The organism is Humibacillus xanthopallidus, assembly GCF_006716675.1.
Lineage (GTDB): Bacteria > Actinomycetota > Actinomycetes > Actinomycetales > Dermatophilaceae > Humibacillus > Humibacillus xanthopallidus_B.
The window spans coordinates 1,055,033-1,070,341 of the sequence record NZ_VFPM01000002.1; the positions used below are offsets into that span (position 1 = coordinate 1,055,033).

Annotated in this window: 15 protein-coding genes; 12 read left to right on the plus strand and 3 right to left on the minus strand. The window is 72.6% G+C overall.

Translation table 11 applies throughout. The features are described from left to right. The 7 genes from FBY41_RS12795 (at nt 1) to mutM (ending at nt 5,887) form a co-directional block, all read left to right on the plus strand. Nucleotides 1-2,277, plus strand: a complete 2,277-nt coding sequence (locus FBY41_RS12795) for an ATP-dependent DNA helicase RecG (protein ID WP_141844617.1) — start codon at nt 1-3, stop codon at nt 2,275-2,277. 1 nt (nt 2,278) lies between these two features. Beyond that, nucleotides 2,279-2,860 carry a 16S rRNA (guanine(966)-N(2))-methyltransferase RsmD gene (rsmD, locus tag FBY41_RS12800; RefSeq protein ID WP_141844618.1) on the plus strand — a complete coding sequence of 194 codons (582 nt, stop codon included), beginning with the start codon at nt 2,279-2,281 and terminating at the stop codon, nt 2,858-2,860. A 25-nt stretch (nt 2,861-2,885) separates the two neighbouring features. Further along, nucleotides 2,886-3,368 (plus strand): pantetheine-phosphate adenylyltransferase, encoded by a 483-nt coding sequence (gene coaD, locus FBY41_RS12805; RefSeq protein WP_141844619.1) that lies wholly within the window; start codon nt 2,886-2,888, stop codon nt 3,366-3,368. Nucleotides 3,369-3,456: 88 nt separating this feature from the next. Beyond that, on the plus strand, nt 3,457-4,032 hold the full coding sequence (locus FBY41_RS12810; protein WP_141844620.1) for a YceD family protein: 576 nt from the start codon (nt 3,457-3,459) through the stop codon (nt 4,030-4,032). A 1-nt stretch (nt 4,033) separates the two neighbouring features. Next, complete coding sequence (rpmF, locus tag FBY41_RS12815; protein WP_141819164.1) at nt 4,034-4,228, plus strand: 50S ribosomal protein L32; 195 nt, start codon at nt 4,034-4,036, stop codon at nt 4,226-4,228. 8 nt (nt 4,229-4,236) lie between these two features. After that, on the plus strand, nt 4,237-5,019 hold the full coding sequence (rnc, locus tag FBY41_RS12820; RefSeq protein WP_260439742.1) for a ribonuclease III: 783 nt from the start codon (nt 4,237-4,239) through the stop codon (nt 5,017-5,019). A 7-nt stretch (nt 5,020-5,026) separates the two neighbouring features. Continuing rightward, a complete protein-coding gene (gene mutM / locus FBY41_RS12825; RefSeq protein WP_141844621.1) occupies nt 5,027-5,887 on the plus strand; it encodes a bifunctional DNA-formamidopyrimidine glycosylase/DNA-(apurinic or apyrimidinic site) lyase in 861 nt (286 codons plus the stop codon). 120 nt (nt 5,888-6,007) lie between these two features. On the opposite strand, the gene FBY41_RS12830 is transcribed toward mutM, so the two are convergent. Further along, a complete protein-coding gene (locus FBY41_RS12830) occupies nt 6,008-7,309 on the minus strand; it encodes an NAD(P)/FAD-dependent oxidoreductase (RefSeq protein ID WP_141844622.1) in 1,302 nt (433 codons plus the stop codon). A gap of 39 nt (nt 7,310-7,348) precedes the next feature. On the opposite strand from FBY41_RS12830, the gene FBY41_RS12835 reads away from it, so the two are divergent. The 3 genes from FBY41_RS12835 (at nt 7,349) to FBY41_RS12845 (ending at nt 11,502) form a co-directional block, all read left to right on the plus strand. Next, nucleotides 7,349-8,644: a hydroxyacid-oxoacid transhydrogenase gene (locus FBY41_RS12835; protein WP_141844623.1), complete on the plus strand. Its 1,296-nt coding sequence runs from the start codon at nt 7,349-7,351 to the stop codon at nt 8,642-8,644. A gap of 66 nt (nt 8,645-8,710) precedes the next feature. Beyond that, entirely contained in the window at nt 8,711-10,636 is a 1,926-nt protein-coding gene (locus FBY41_RS12840) for a M3 family metallopeptidase (RefSeq protein WP_141844624.1), read from the plus strand. Further along, a complete protein-coding gene (locus FBY41_RS12845) occupies nt 10,636-11,502 on the plus strand; it encodes an MOSC domain-containing protein (protein ID WP_260439807.1) in 867 nt (288 codons plus the stop codon). The genes FBY41_RS12840 and FBY41_RS12845 overlap by 1 nt, the downstream gene beginning before the upstream one ends. A gap of 80 nt (nt 11,503-11,582) precedes the next feature. Here FBY41_RS12845 and FBY41_RS12850 read toward each other — a convergent pair whose 3' ends face one another. Further along, nucleotides 11,583-13,562, minus strand: coding sequence for an acyltransferase family protein (locus FBY41_RS12850; protein ID WP_260439743.1), 1,980 nt, complete (start codon nt 13,560-13,562; stop codon nt 11,583-11,585). Between the two features lie 209 nt (nt 13,563-13,771). Here FBY41_RS12850 and FBY41_RS12855 point away from each other — a divergent pair, with 209 nt between their 5' ends. Further along, a complete protein-coding gene (locus tag FBY41_RS12855) occupies nt 13,772-14,083 on the plus strand; it encodes an acylphosphatase (RefSeq protein ID WP_141844626.1) in 312 nt (103 codons plus the stop codon). A 194-nt stretch (nt 14,084-14,277) separates the two neighbouring features. Beyond that, nucleotides 14,278-14,574 carry a chorismate mutase gene (locus FBY41_RS12860; RefSeq protein ID WP_221629301.1) on the plus strand — a complete coding sequence of 99 codons (297 nt, stop codon included), beginning with the start codon at nt 14,278-14,280 and terminating at the stop codon, nt 14,572-14,574. A 9-nt stretch (nt 14,575-14,583) separates the two neighbouring features. Here the strand turns inward: FBY41_RS12860 and FBY41_RS12865 are convergent, their stop codons facing one another. Further along, nucleotides 14,584-15,228: an MSMEG_1061 family FMN-dependent PPOX-type flavoprotein gene (locus FBY41_RS12865; RefSeq protein WP_141844627.1), complete on the minus strand. Its 645-nt coding sequence runs from the start codon at nt 15,226-15,228 to the stop codon at nt 14,584-14,586. Between the last annotated feature and the right edge of the window lie 81 nt (nt 15,229-15,309).

Genomic DNA, 15,309 nt, shown 5'->3' on the forward strand with positions numbered 1-15,309 from the left:
GTGGTCGTGCTCACCGAGGACTCACCGCTGACCAAGCTCGTCAAGAAGGGCGAGGCCGAGCAGCTCGCCCGCACCAAGGGCCTGCAGACCGTCGGCGACCTCTTCGAGTTCGTCCCGCGCCGCTACGTGCGGCCCGGGCAGCTGACCGACCTGTCCTCCTTGCGCGTCGGCGAGGACGTGCTCGTCGTCGCGGAGGTCGCGCGGGCGACGTCTCGGACGATGCGCAACCGGCGGGGCAAGATGCTCACCGTCGTGCTCACCGACGACCACGGCCACGAGCTCGACGTCACCTTCTTCAGCGCGTACGGCCACGAGGGCAAGCTGCACCCCGGGGTCCGGGGGTTCTTCGTCGGCACGATCGGCGCCTACGGCCGGCGCCTGCAGCTGACGCACCCGGAGTACGAGCTCTTCGACGACGACGAGCAGGGCGAGGCGGCCGTCGAGTGGTACCGGACGCACCGGGTGCCGGTCTACTCGACGACCGGCAAGATCAACTCCCTGCAGCTGCGGCGCCTCGTGCACACCGCCCTCGACTCCGTCGACCGCATCCGCGAGCCGGTGCCGGAGCCCGTCCGGTCAGCCCGCGGGCTGCTCGACCGGGCCGCAGCGCTAGAGCTCGTGCACCGCCCCCGCGTCGACGACCAACCGTCGCGAGGCCTCGAGCGCCTCAAGTACGACGAGGCCTTCGTCCTGCAGACGATCCTCGCCCAGCGGCGCAAGGCCGCCGAGACCGAGCTCGCGACCCCTCGCCACCCCCGGCCGGGTGGGCTGCTCGCCGACTTCGACGCGCGACTGCCCTTCGAGCTGACCGCGGGTCAGCGCGAGATCGGTGAGGTGCTGACCGCGGAGCTCGCCTCGGACCGGCCGATGCACCGGCTGCTCCAGGGCGAGGTCGGCTCCGGCAAGACCGTCGTGGCGCTGCGCGCCATGCTCGCCGCGATCGACGCCGGGGGGCAGGCCGCCCTGCTCGCACCCACCGAGGTGCTGGCCGCGCAGCACCACCGCTCGATCACCGCGATGCTCGGCGACCTCGCCCTCGGAGGCATGCTCGGTGGGGCGGAGCACGGCACGACCGTCGCGCTGCTCACCGGCAGCCAGGGGGCCACTGCCCGAAAGCGGTCGCTGCTGGCCGCCGCGTCGGGTGAGGCCGGCATCGTCATCGGGACGCACGCCCTCATCCAGAAGCACGTCCAGTTCGCCGACCTCGCCCTCGTCGTCGTCGACGAGCAGCACCGCTTCGGCGTCGAGCAGCGCGATGCCCTGCGCGAGAAGGGGATCCGTCCGCCCCACGTGCTCGTCATGACCGCGACCCCCATCCCGCGCACCGTCGCGATGACCGTCTTCGGTGACATGGAGACCTCCACCCTGCGCGAGCTGCCCCGCGGACGCTCTCCGATCTCGACCCACGTCGTCGACGGCGACCGGCCCGGCTGGGTCGAGCGCACGTGGCAGCGCGTGGCCGAGGAGGTCGCCAAGGGCCACCAGGCCTATGTCGTGTGCCCCCGCATCGGCGACGTCGACGACGATGCCCTCGGACCGGCTCCGGTCGGCGGGGGCCGTGCCTCCGCGGGCGACGACGAGGATGCCTGGGACGTCGACTGGGACGACGGCGGCGATGGTGACGGCGACGGTGACCGGGGTCCGGAGCCGCCGGAGCGCGAGCTCACGGGCGTCTACACGATGCTCGCGGCGCTGCGGGCCAACCCCGCTCTCGAGGGCGTGCGCCTCGAGGTGCTGCACGGTCGCCTCGACCCGGACACCAAGGAGGCGACGATGCGTGCCTTCGCCGCCGGCGACATCGACGTCCTCGTGGCGACGACCGTCATCGAGGTCGGGGTGGACGTGCCGAACGCCTCGGTCATGGTCGTCGTCGACGCCGACCGCTTCGGCATCTCGCAGCTGCACCAGCTGCGCGGCCGCGTCGGCCGCGGCTCCGCGCCGGGACTCTGCCTTCTCATGACCCAGGGCGCGGGGGAGCTCGCCGCCGAGCGCCTCGCCCGGGTCGCCGCGACGACCGACGGCTTCGAGCTCGCCCAGGTCGACCTGGTGCTCCGGCGCGAGGGCGACGTGCTCGGGGCGCGGCAGAGCGGGCGCGGCAACTCGGTGCGCCACCTGCGTCTCGGCCGGCCCGAGGACGAGCAGGTGATCGCCGACGCCCGCGAGGACGCCTTCGCGCTCGTCGCGCAGGACCCCGACCTGCGCCGGCACCCCGCCCTCGCCGCGGCCGTCGCCATGCGGCTCGACGAGGAGCAGGCGGCGTGGCTGGAGCGGGGCTGAGATGACCCGGATCATCAGCGGCACCGCCGGCGGCCGTCGGCTGCGCACGCCCCCGGGCGCATCGACCCGGCCCACCTCCGACCGGGTGCGCGAGGCGCTCTTCAGCCGGCTCGAGCACCGTGGCCTCCTCGACGGCACGCGGGTCCTCGACCTCTACGCCGGCTCGGGCGCCCTGGGGCTCGAGGCGGCCAGCCGGGGGGCGGCCCACGTCGTCCTCGTGGAGTCGCACCGCGGTGCGGCAGCCGCGATCCGCGCCAACATCGCGGCCGTCGGGCATCCCGCGGTGCGTCTCGTCGTCGACACGGTGGAACGCGCGCTGAGCGGGGGCCCACCGGACGGCATACCGACCGACCTCGTCATCCTCGACCCGCCCTACGACCTGTCCGAGGACGCGCTCGCCGACGTGCTGGGCGCTCTCGTCGCGAACGGGTGGCTCGGGCCGGAGTCCTTCGTCGTCGTCGAGCGGTCGACCCGCTCGCCGCAGCCGCGGTGGCCGGCCGGACTCGAGCTGTCGGGGGAGAAGCGCTACGGCGAGACGGCCGTGTGGTTCGCCGAGCCCACCCCGCACGAGGTCGTCGCGTGAGGCCCGCGCTGGCTAGGTTGGGCACGTGACGACGCGACGCTGTGTCTGCCCCGGCTCCTACGACCCCGTGACCAACGGGCACGTCGACGTCATCTCCCGCGCCTCGGGCCTCTTCGACGAGGTCGTCGTCGCGATCCTGCACAACCCCGCCAAGCACGGCACGTTCGGCATCGACGAGCGCACCGCTCTGCTCGAGGGGGCGCTGGGGCACCTGCCCAACGTCCGGGTGGGCTCGTGGGCCGACACGCTGGTCGTCGACGTATGCCGTGAGGTGGGAGCCGACTCCATGGTCAAGGGCCTGCGGGGCGGCACCGACTTCGCCTACGAGCTGCCGATGGCCCACATGAACCGGCACCTGACGGGGGTCGAGACCCTCTTCCTCACCGCCGCCCCCGACCTGCAGCACGTCTCGAGCTCGCTCATCAAGGAGGTCGTGCGCTACGGCGGCGACGTCTCCGGCCTCGTGCCCGACGACGTGCGTGTCGCCCTCGAAGAGCGACTGGGCTGATTTGGGCGGTGGAGGACGCTCCGGTAGCCTTGGACGTCGGTCCTCATCCGCCGTGGAGTGGACCGAACCTCAATCGTGCGCAGGAGCCATGAACCGCCCCGACCCCCGTTCCCCACTGGTGCTCGACACCAAGCGGCTCGATCGGCGACCCGGGACGATGCTGGAGCTCTCGCGCACGGTGGAGCTGCCTGAAGACCTCGGAACCGACATCATCGCGATCAGGGCCGGCTCGCCGGTCGAGCTCGCGGTGCGACTCGAGTCCGTCGTCGAGGGCGTGCTCCTCACGGGTTCGGTCACGGGCACGGCGACCGGTGCCTGCGTGCGGTGCCTGGACCCCGTCGAGCTGTCTGTCGACGGGAGCTTCCAGGAGCTGTTCGCCTACACCGACCGGGCGGCGCACCACCACGAGGTGGGAGCCGACGCGGACGAGGACGAGGTGCACGAGCTGGTCGGTGACCTCATCGACCTCGAGCCCGTGCTCCGGGACGCGGTCGTTCCGACGCTGCCGTTCAAGCCGATGTGCCGGCCGGACTGCCCCGGGCTGTGCTCCGAGTGCGGAGCACGGCTCGCGGACGACCCCGACCACCACCATGATGTGTTCGACCCCCGATGGTCGGCCCTGCGCGGGATGCTGCAGGACGACCCGCAAGAGAAGAGGAACTGACGTGGCCGTCCCGAAGCGGAAGATGTCGCGCTCCAACACCCGTTCGCGTCGCGCGAACTGGAAGGCAACGCCGACCGCGCTCACGACCTGCCCCCAGTGTGGCTCGGCTGCCCAGCCGCACATCGCGTGCCCGTCCTGCGGCACCTACAAGGGCCGCCACTACGCCGTGGCGGAGCGCACCGAGCACCAGAGCTGACCGCCGCCGTGAGCAACCCTGACACCCAGGGTGTTCCGGCGGTGCCGCAGCGGCCCGTCGATGCCCTGATTGCCCACCTCACCGAGGTGGTCGGCCAGGACATCGACGAGCCGCTGCTTCTGCGCGCCCTGACGCACCGGTCGTACGCCTACGAGAACGGCGGGCTGCCCAACAACGAGCGCCTCGAGTTCCTCGGCGACTCGGTGCTCGGTCTCGTCGTCACCGACGCGCTCTACCGAGGGCACCCCGACCTCCCGGAGGGTCAGCTCGCCAAGCTGCGCGCTGCCGTCGTCAACATGCGGGCGCTGGCCGACGTCGCCCGCACCTTCGACCTCGGCGAGTACGTCATGCTCGGCAAGGGCGAGGAGGCGACCGGCGGCCGCGACAAGGCCTCGATCCTCGCCGACACCCTCGAGGCGCTCATCGGCACGGTCTTCCTCTCCGCCGGCATCGAGCGAGCATCGGACTTCGTGCACCACCACTTCGACGCCATCATCGAGGAGGCGGCGACGCTCGGCGCCGGTCTCGACTGGAAGACGAGCCTGCAGGAGATGGCTGCGAGCGTCTCGCTCGGCTCACCCGACTACCGCGTCGACGAGCAGGGGCCCGACCACGAGAAGGAGTTCCACGCTCGCGTGGTCTTCGGCGACGAGGTCCTGGGTGAGGGCCGGGGCCGCAGCAAGAAGGAGGCCGAGCAGAAGGCGGCCAAGCAGGCCTGGCACGCCATCGAGGTCCGGCGCGCCGTCACGACCGGCGCCACGAGCTCGTCCACGGGCTCGCCCGGCCTCTGACCGTCGCGTGCCGGAGCTGCCTGAGGTCGAGGTGGTGCGGCGTGGTCTGCAGGACCACGTCGTCGGCCGCCACATCGCGCGCGCCCGCATCAGTGGCGTCCGCGTGGCGCGCCGCCACGACGCCGGCGCCGAGGACCTCGCCGGCCGCCTCCACGACGTCACCGTCACCGCGGCCTCGCGTCGAGGGAAGTACCTCTGGCTCGCCCTCGACGGCGAGGACGCCCTCATCGTCCACCTCGGGATGAGCGGCCAGATGCTCGTCGAGCCGGCCGACGCACCCCTCGAGAAGCACTGCCACGCGCGCTTCGACTTCTCCGACGGGGGGCCGCAGCTGCGGTTCGTCGACCAACGTACCTTCGGGGGACTCGCGCTGTCGCCTCTCGGGGCGGACGGCATACCGCAGGCGGTCGCGCACATCGCGCCCGACCCCTTCGAGGCGGCCTACGACCAGGCGGCCGTCGTGCGACGGATGAAGCTGCGCGACAGCGCGGTCAAGCGTGCCCTGCTCGACCAGACCCTCGTCTCCGGCATCGGCAACATCTACGCCGACGAGGCACTGTGGCGCGCGAAGGTGCACGGGGAGCGGCTGTGCTCGGCCCTCACGAAGCCGACCCTCTCGCGCATCCTCGACCACGCCCGCGACGTCATGGGCGAGGCCCTCGGGCACGGGGGCACGAGCTTCGACTCGCTCTACGTCAACGTCAACGGAGCGAGCGGCTACTTCGACCGCTCGCTCCATGCCTACGGCCGCGCGGGCACCCCGTGCGACCGGTGCGGCGCGCCGATGCGCCGCGAGCACTTCATGAACCGGTCGTCGTTCTCCTGCCCCGTCTGCCAGCCGCGTCCGCGACGCCGGTCAGTGGCCTGACAGACGGCGCTTCGGCGCGGGACGGGTGGCGTCGTCGGACAAGGACGACAAGCCGGGCATGCGATCAGTCCCTTCGAGGGGCGACGCCTCACGCCAGCGCCGGCCCCGCGGGCCCGCACGTCAGGATCTCGGCGCGCTGGGAGGCGGGTTGTTCGGGGGGTCGCTCGTGCCGGTGACGGCGGTCTGCAGCCCGCGGCGCAGGGGGATCGACGGGTCCGCTGCGAGGTTGGCCGGAACGGTCATACCCCGCTCGAGCGCCCGCTTGACCACGACGTAGTCGGCGCTCGCACCGACCGCCTCGATGGCGATGAGCAGGCCCTCTCGGTAGGACAGGAGCGAGAACGACTCGGAGCCCAGCTCGCCTCGGATGACGAGCTGGTCGGCTCCGTGGGGGAGTCCGGCGATCTGCAGGCGGAGGTCGCCCTGGTCGCTCCAGAACCACGGCACCGAGGCGTATGCCGTGTCGTGGCCGAGGAGGGTCGCCGCCGCCACCCGCGCCTGGTCGGTCGCGTGCGCCACGCTCTCGAGCCGGAGTCGTCCGGGGCGGCCGCGGGTGAAGGGATTGGGCCCGACGGTGCAGTCCCCGGCGGCCACCGTGGCGCCGTCGGAGGTGAGCGCCCGGCGGTCGACGACGATGCCGCGGGGCTCGACCTCGAGGCCCATGGCCGCGGCGAGGTCGGTGCGGGGGAGCGCCCCGATGCCGACGACGACGAGGTCGGCGCGCAGCTCGCGCCCGTCGTCGAGGACGACCGCCTCGGCCCGGTCGGCGGTGCCGTGGATGCGCACCGCCGTCGTGCCGAGGAGCACTCTCGTGCCGCGGCGCTCGTGCGCGGCGAGGTAGAAGTCCGACAGGACCGGCGTCACCGAGCGTGCGAGCAGCCGGTCGGCCGCCTCGACGACCGTCACCGTCGCCCCGAGCAGGCGGGCGCTGGCCGCCACCTCGAGACCGATGAAGCCACCGCCGACGACGACGACATCGCGACTGTCGCGCAGGGCGGCGGCGAGAAGGTCGGCGTCGCGGACGGTGCGCAGCGTGAGCACCCGGTCGAGCTCGGCCCCGTCGACGGGCAGCGCGGCCTCGGACGCCCCGGTCGTCAGGGCGAGCCGGTCGAAGTCGAGGTGGCGGCCCGACCGTGTGAGGGCGAGGCCGCCCTCGTCGCCCCGCTCGATCGACACGACGGCATCGCCGGTGACGAGCTCGACGCCGTGCTCGGCGCACCAGGCCGCATCGCGCAGCGTGAGCGAGGAGCGGTTGTGCTCTCCGCGCAGGTAGCCCTTCGACAGGGGAGGGCGCTCGTAGGGCGGCTCGTCCTCGTCGCCGACGAGCACGACGGGCCGCTTGTCGCCGAGCGCCCGAAGCTCCGCGACGAGCGAGATGCCGGCCTGGCCGGCGCCGACGACGAGGGTCGGGCGAGACGTCATGTCTCCAGCGTAGGTGCCCGTCGGTGCCACAATCGCGGCATGACGTGGTCGCCGACGCAGCCCGAGTCCGTCTTCACCTACGGCGCGCCGGCGCTGAAGTTCGGCACGGGGGCCGCCCTGGAGATCGGGCACGACGTCGCGGCCCTCGGGGCCTCCCGGGTCCTCGTCGTCACCGACGCCGGCGTCCTCGCCACCGGGGCGCCGGACCTGGTCGCCGAGGCGCTGCGCCGAGCCGGGCTCGTGGCCGTGGTGCACGACTCGGCACACGTCGAGCCCACGGACGCGAGCCTCGAGGTGGCGATCGCCCGGGCTCGCGCCGACGGACCCTTCGACGCCGTCGTCGCGGTGGGTGGAGGCTCGTCGATCGACACCGCCAAGGCCGTCGACCTCATCCTCAGCAACGGCGGCGACCTCATGGACTACGTCAATGCGCCGGTCGGGGCGGGGCGGGCGCCGCAGCGCCCCCTCCTGCCGCTCGTCGCCGTCCCGACGACGACGGGCACGGGGGCCGAGAGCACGACGATCTGCGTCCTCGACGTCCTCGCCCTCGAGGTCAAGACCGGCATCAGCCACGTCCGGCTGCGTCCGGTGCTCGCGATCGTCGACCCCGACCTCACCGTGACGCAGCCGGCGGGTGTCACGGCGAGCGCCGGCATGGACATCCTCTGCCACGCGCTCGAGAGCTGGACCGCGCGCCCGTTCACGAGCTACGAGCGCAAGCGGCCGGAGCAGCGCGTGCCGTACTGCGGGAGCAACCCGATCTCCGACATGTGGGCAGAGCGCTCGATGTCCTTGCTGGCGGGCGCCTTTCGCGCCGCTGTCCACGACGGAGCCGGCGCCGGGGCTCGCGGTGAGATGGCGCTCGCGGCCACCTTCGCGGGGCTCGGTTTCGGCAACGCCGGGGTGCACGTGCCCCACGCCAACGCCTACCCCATCGCCGGTCGGGTGCGCGGCTTCCACCCCGCCGACTACCCGAGGGAGGAACCGATGGTGCCGCACGGCATGGCCGTGGCGCTGACGGCACCGGAGGCGTTCCGCTGGACCTTCGACGCGGCTCCGGAGCGCCACCTCGCGGCGGCCCGGCTCCTCGACCCGGGGCACGGGCCGCGCTGGCAGTCCGAGCCCCGTGACGTGCTGCCCGGTGTGCTGCGCGACCTCATGCGCGACATCGACATGCCGAACGGGCTGTATGCCGTGGGCTACGACGAGCGCGACGTCGACGGTCTCGTCGAGGGCGCGCTCGCCCAGCAGCGGCTCCTTGCGACGAGCCCCCGGGAGGTCACGGCCGACGATCTCGCCGGCATCATCGGTCGGTCGATGAGCCTCTGGGACTGAGAGGCCGGCCGCGCCCTGGGGAAAGCCGTCGACGCGGCGCCGGGAGGGCGGCATACAGTGCCCTCTGTGACGACGACACCCACATCGCTGCCGCTGCCCTCCGACGACGCCTGGCTCGACTGGGTCACCGAGCGTGGGCAGGAGCAGCTCGTCCGCGCTCGTGCCCTCGTGGGCGAGCTGAAGAGCGAGCCCCCGAGCGAGGGGCTTGAGGTCCTTCGGCTGTGGAACGACGCGCAGCTCGCGTTGTCCAACGCCGCGTCCGTGGGCTCGCTCTTCGCCGAGGTCCACCCCGACAAGGCCGTGCGCGAGCGCGCCGAGAAGGTCGCGCAGGACGTCCAGAAGCTCGACACCGACCTCGGCCTCGACACCGAGCTGTATGCCGTCCTCGCCGCGGTCGACAGCAACGGCCTCGACGCCGACGCGTCGCGCGTGCTGGAGCGCACGCTGCGCGACTTCCGCCGCTCGGGCGTCGACCGCGACGAGGCGACGCGGGCGCGACTGCGCGAGCTCTCCGAGCGGGCCGTGCTGCTCAGCCAGGAGTTCAGCAAGAACATCCGCGGCGACGTGCGCAGCATCCGCGTGCGGCCCGAGCAGCTCGCCGGCATGCCCGACGACTGGGTGGCGGCGCACCCGGTGGGCGACGACGGGCTCGTGGCGGTGACGACCGACTACCCGGACATCGTGCCCTTCCGCACCTTCGCGCGCGACGCGCAGGCGCGTCGCGACCTCGTCACCCAGTTCCTGACGATCGCCTGGCCCGCCAACGACCGGGTGCTCCAGGACATCTTCGCCGTCCGGCGTGAGCACGCCGCGCTCCTCGGTTACGCCTCGTGGGCCGACTACGACGCCGAGGTCAAGATGATCGGCAAGGGCTCCGCCATCGCCGAGTTCATCGACCGCATCACCGAGCTGTCGACCGCGAGCGCCGAGCGTGACAAGGCAGTGCTCCTCGAGCGGCTCCGGCAGGACCGCCCCGAGGCCACCGACATCGACGGCGCCGCCGCCCCGTACTACGCCGAGCTCGTTCGCAAGGAGCAGCTCGCCGTCGACGCCCAGCGGGTGCGCACGTACTTCCCCTTCGAGGCGGTGCGCCAGGGCCTTCTCGACGTGACCGGCCGGCTCTTCGGCCTCGAGTGGGTGCCGGTGCCCCGTGAGGAGGCCCGCACCTGGCACGAGGAGGTGGCGACCTACGACGTGTCGTTCGAGGGCGAGCGGATCGGGCGCATCCACCTCGACCTGCACCCGCGCGACGGCAAGTACAAGCACGCGGCCCAGTTCGACCTCGTCCGCGGTGTCACGGACGTCCAGCTCGCCGAAGGGGTGCTCGTCTGCAACTTCAACCGCGGCCTGCTCGAGCACGACGAGGTCGTCACCCTCTTCCACGAGTTCGGGCACCTCGTGCACCACGTGCTCGCCGGGCGCACCGAGTGGGTGCGCTTCTCGGGCGTCGCGACCGAGTGGGACTTCGTGGAGGCGCCGAGCCAGATGCTCGAGGAGTGGGCCTGGGACCCGGAGGTGCTCGCGACCTTCGCCCGCAACGCCGACGGCGAGACCATCCCGGCCGACCTCGTCGAGGCGATGCGGCGTGCCGACGACTTCGGCAAGGGCTACGACGCCCGCACCCAGATGTTCTACGCAGCGCTGTCCTACGACTTCCACGTCAACGAGACCGATGACCTCACGGCGCGCTTGCGCGAGCTGATGGCGCGCTACTCCGTCTTCCCCTACCTCGAAGGCACCCACATGCAGTGCCACTTCGGTCACCTCGACGGCTACAGCTCGGCCTACTACACCTACATGTGGTCGCTCGTCATCGCCAAGGACATGTTCTCCGCGTTCGACCGTCACGACCTCTTCGACCCCGAGGTCGCGGGAGCCTACCGCGACAAGGTGCTGTCGCAAGGTGGTCGGCGCGACGCCGCCGACCTCGTCGAGGACTTCCTCGGCCGCCCCTACACCTTCGACGCGTATGCCGCCTGGCTGGCGGAGTGATGCTCGCCGCGCCCGTGCGCGTCACGTCGTTGACGGCATACCCCGTCAAGTCGCTCGCGGGAGTCTCGCTCGCCGAGGCGGCGGTGGAGGAGCGGGGGCTGCGGGGTGACCGCCGGTGGGCCGTCGTCGACCCGCACGGCACCAAGGTCACGGCTCGAGAGGAGCGCGCCCTCCTCGGCCTGAGGGCCGAGCCCCTCGAGCACGGTGCGGTTCGGCTGGTGTCGCCGGGAGGGGACGCCCTCGAGGTGGCGCCCCCGCGTGACGCGGCACCCGTGGCGGTCCGGTTCTCCGGGCAGGAGACTGCTCGCCCGGCGGGCGACGAGGCCGATCACTGGCTGACCGAGCGGCTCGGGCGCCCGTTGCGGCTCGTGTGGCAGGACGACGGCACGCACCGTCCGATCCGGCCGGAGATGGGCGGCGTGGAGGGAGACCGCAACTCGCTCTCGGACGCGGCGCCGCTGCACGTCACCTCCGAGGCATCGCTGCGTCGGCTCAACGACTGGGTGGCCGAGACCGCGCTGGAGCGTGGAGAGCAGCCGAGAGTGCCCCTGGGGCACGACCGCTTCCGGCCCAACGTCGTCGTCGGCGGTCGGGAGCCGTTCGCCGAGGACTCGTGGACGGAGGTCCGCATCGGCGACGTGCCGTTCCGGGCCACGATGGTGTGCGACCGCTGCGTCATGACGACGATCGACCGGGCGACGGGCGAGAGCGCGCAGGAGCCGATCCGCACCCTGGCGAGGCACCGGAAGTGGGCGGGCGCGACGTGGTTCGGCGTCCGCCTGACGCCCGTGCTGCCCCTCGCACCCGGTGCCACGATCCGCGTCGGAGACGACGTGGTCGCCCACGCCGCGCCAGACCACAGCTGACCGCCCCCACCCAATCGAAAGAGCAGTTCGTCGGCTCGGCCGTGAGCGGCCTCGACGACAAACTGCTCTTTCGATCGGGGTCAGGGGATCGGGAGGTCCTTGAGGACGACTGGCTTGCCCGTGTTGCGCTCGGAGATCTCGGCCAGCGCCTGTCGCACTGCGTTGGAGAAGAGGTGAGCGCCCTTGATGGTCGGGTGGATCCGGTCGGACTGGACCTGCTCCGGGTGGGCCCGCACTGCTGAGGCCCAGTCGGCGATGGCGACGTTGCTGCGCCCGCGTGCGACGGCCTCGAGCTTCGCGTTGTCCTTCTCGATGCGGCTGAAGGGCCCCATGACGTTGACGAGGACGATCATCCGGTTGGGGCCGAGCTCGTCGAGCACCTTGACCACGCCGTCCTCGTCGACGCCGGCGTTGGTGCCGAACGCCAGGACGACCGCACGGCGGTTGGCATCCCCTCGCGCCGTCACCTGCGTCACCGCGTCGGACCACCTGCGGTTGGACTTGGCGTCGATGCGGATGCCGGGGAAGTAGTAGCGCATCGCCGCGAGACTGCCGACCATGATGGAGTCGCCGTAGGCGTCGATGTCCGTGCCGGCGGGCATCGTGAAGGTGGCGTTGAGGCCCGTCGGCACCGCACTCGGCACCGCACTGGGCTGCCCCGACGGCGAACCGGTGGCGGCAGCGCCCGATGGCAGCGGGCTCGGCTCGTCGGCCTCGGCCGCCGCCTCGTTGGCGGCGAGCATCCGTGCCGTCTCGCTCTGGGCGGGCGCCGTGACGACGATGCCGGTGACGAGCGCGGCGGCGACGACGACGAGTGCTGCCACGCCTCGCCGGGTCGGCACCGACAGCGCGGCGGCCCGGTCCAGCACCCGCGCACCGACGCCCCGGAAGCCGAGGGTGCGGAACGGCCCCTCGACGAAGCGGTAGGTGAGATCGGCCAGGGCCAGCGTCACGACGACGCACCACAAGCGCGTCAGCACGTGCGAGAGGGTGCCCGGGGCCGACGGGTTGTCGAGGGCGACGAGCAGGATGACCGGCCAGTGCCAGAGGTAGATCGAGTAGGAGCGCGCGCCGATCCACGTCGCCGCGCGATGGCGGGCGATGCGCTGGAGCACCGTCGGGCCGCCGGTCGCCGCGGGCGCCGGGTCGATGACGCCGATGATGAGCACGGTCGTCGCCAGGGCGGCGAGGGCGATCCCGCCGCGGAAGGTCAGCGCCTCCTGCTCGTCCAGCAGGAGCATCTCGGTCACGAGGACGATGCCGGCGAGTGGTCCGGCGACCCAGCCGAACCGCCCCCAGTGGGACGGCGTGACGAAGCGAGCCAGGCGGGGGCTGGCCCACGCGAAGGCCAGCGCCGCCCCGGCCATGAGGCCGATGAGGTGGGTGTCGGTGCCGTAGTAGACGCGGGTGGCGTCGCTGTCGGGCACGTAGAGCAGCGCCATGAGCAGCGCCGAGCCGCCGCCGATGGCGACCGCGGCCGCCACCCTGACCCGGCTCGAGAAGGCGAGGAGGCCGATGGTGATGAGCGGCCAGAGGAGGTAGAACTGCTCCTCGACCGCCAGCGACCAGAAGTTCATGAACAGCTGCGGCGCCGTCTGGTCGAAGTAGCTCGACCCCGCGGTGATCTCGAGCCAGTTCGTCGAGAAGGTCAGGGCGCCCACCATCTGCCGCCCGACGTCGACGAGCAGGTCGGCACTGACGACCCGGGCGATGAGCACGCTCGTCACGACACAGAGGACGAGGGCGGGCAGCAGCCGCCGGGCCCTGCGCACCCAGAACTGGGAGAGGGCGATCCGCCCGGTGCGCCGGTGCTCGCGAACGAGCAGGGTCGTGATGAGGAAGCCCGACACGACGAAGAAGACCTCGACGCCGAGGAAGCCGCCGGGCAGCCACGCCGCGTCGAGGTGGTAGATGAGCACGCCGACGATCGCGAGGGCCCGCAGGCCGTCGAGTCCCTCGATGCGGTCACGGGGATGCCGGCCGCCCACGGGGATCGATCCGGTCGCCACCTCGGCGGAAGCGGTGCGCTCCTGCCCCAGCGGCCTCGCCGACGTCGTCACGCCGCTCCCTCCTCGGGCGCCGGGGAGACGCGTCGGACGGGAGGTCCGCTGCAACCCCGGTGTGCTTGTCGTGAGCATAGTGACGGGTGGGACACGCGCGACGGAGGCGCGCGGCGCGTCTCCGCCCCGCCACGACGGTATGCGTGGAGTGCGCTCGAGCGGGTCGCCACCGTCCCACGCGGCCCCGCCCGGCGGCATACCGTGGGGTCATGGATGCGAGCGAGTCGTCCGCGGCCGAACCGGTGCGGGGCACCTTCTTCGTGCACGGCTACGTGCAGGGCGTCGGCTTCCGCTGGTGGGTCCGCGCCCGGGCGCTCGAGCTGGGTCTCGTCGGGCACGCGCGCAACACCGTGGACGGCAGGGTGGAGGTCGTCGCTCAAGGGCCGCCCGATGCGGTCGACCGCCTCCAGGAGCTGCTCACCGAGGTGCCCTCGACAGCCCGTCGCCCGGGGCGCGTCACGCAGGTGGTGTCGCAGCGCAGTGCCGCGAAGGACGGGATCACCTCGTTCGTGGAGCGCTAGGACTGCCGGGGTCGGGGCTGCTGGCGCCGCTGGGAGTGGCCGGCACGGCCCGTTGGCGTCCGGCGGCGGCGTGTCACGACGCCGTCCCAGCGGACGAAACCCCCGACGCCCACGTGGCGACGACGACCTACGCTGCACAGGTGAGCGACGCGACCCGGCCCGGAGGCGAGATCCCGACCGAGATCCCGCCCGGGATCTCCACGGAGATCCCCACGGAGCTCGCGCGGCTGCGCAGCAGCATCGACAACATCGACGCCGCCCTCGTGCACCTGCTCGCCGAGCGCTTCAAGTGCACCCAGCAGGTCGGTCAGCTCAAGGCCGAGCGGCACCTGCCCGCAGCCGACCCGGCCCGCGAGGAGCGGCAGGTCGCGCGGTTGCGGGCCCTGGCCGACGAGGCCGGCCTCGACCCCGTCTTCGCCGAGAAGTTCCTCTCCTTCATCATCGCCGAGGTCATCCACCACCACGAGCGCATCGCTGCCGGCGAGGAGTAGGGCACCCGGTCAGTAGAGCGTGGCGTCCTGACGAGCGTCGAGCTCCCGGTCGTAGTCCGCGGCCTCGTCGTCGGACCCGAAGCCACCGGCCTCGCGCGTCATCTGCCCGGCGGAGGGCACCGTGCCTGGGTCGACGCGAGCCTCGTTGTCCCACAGACGACTTCGCTTGATGGCTCGGGCGCACTGGAAGTAGACCCGCTCGACGGTCACGACGAGCACCGAGGCCGGCCGGACACCCCGGACCTCGTGGCGAGCGAGCTCGGCGGGGTCGGTCGACACGACGGCGGTGCCGCGTACGCGTAGCTCCTCACCGACACCCGGCACGAGGAAGACCAGCCCGACCCGTGGGTCGGCGACGACATTGCGCAGGGTGTCGAGCCGGTTGTTGCCCCGGCGGTCGGGCACGACGAGCGTGCGTTCGTCGCGCACCGTGACGAAGCCGGGCGCGTCGCCGCGGGGCGACTGGTCGAGTCCGCCGTCGCCCACCGTCGCGATGACGCAGAACGGCGAGGCCGCGATGACGCGGGCGTGCGTCGGCAGGATCGTCACCGACTCCTTGGCGAGGGAGTTGGGCGCGGGGGAGAGCGGATAGACCTCGAGCAGCCGCTCGATCGAGGTCACGGCATACGGGTCCTGCGGGGGCTGCGAGCTCACCCCGCCACGGTATGCCGCGAGGCCCGGGAGCGCTCGCCTCCCCGGGGTCGCTCGGCCCGGCTAGTACGCTGACCGGGATCG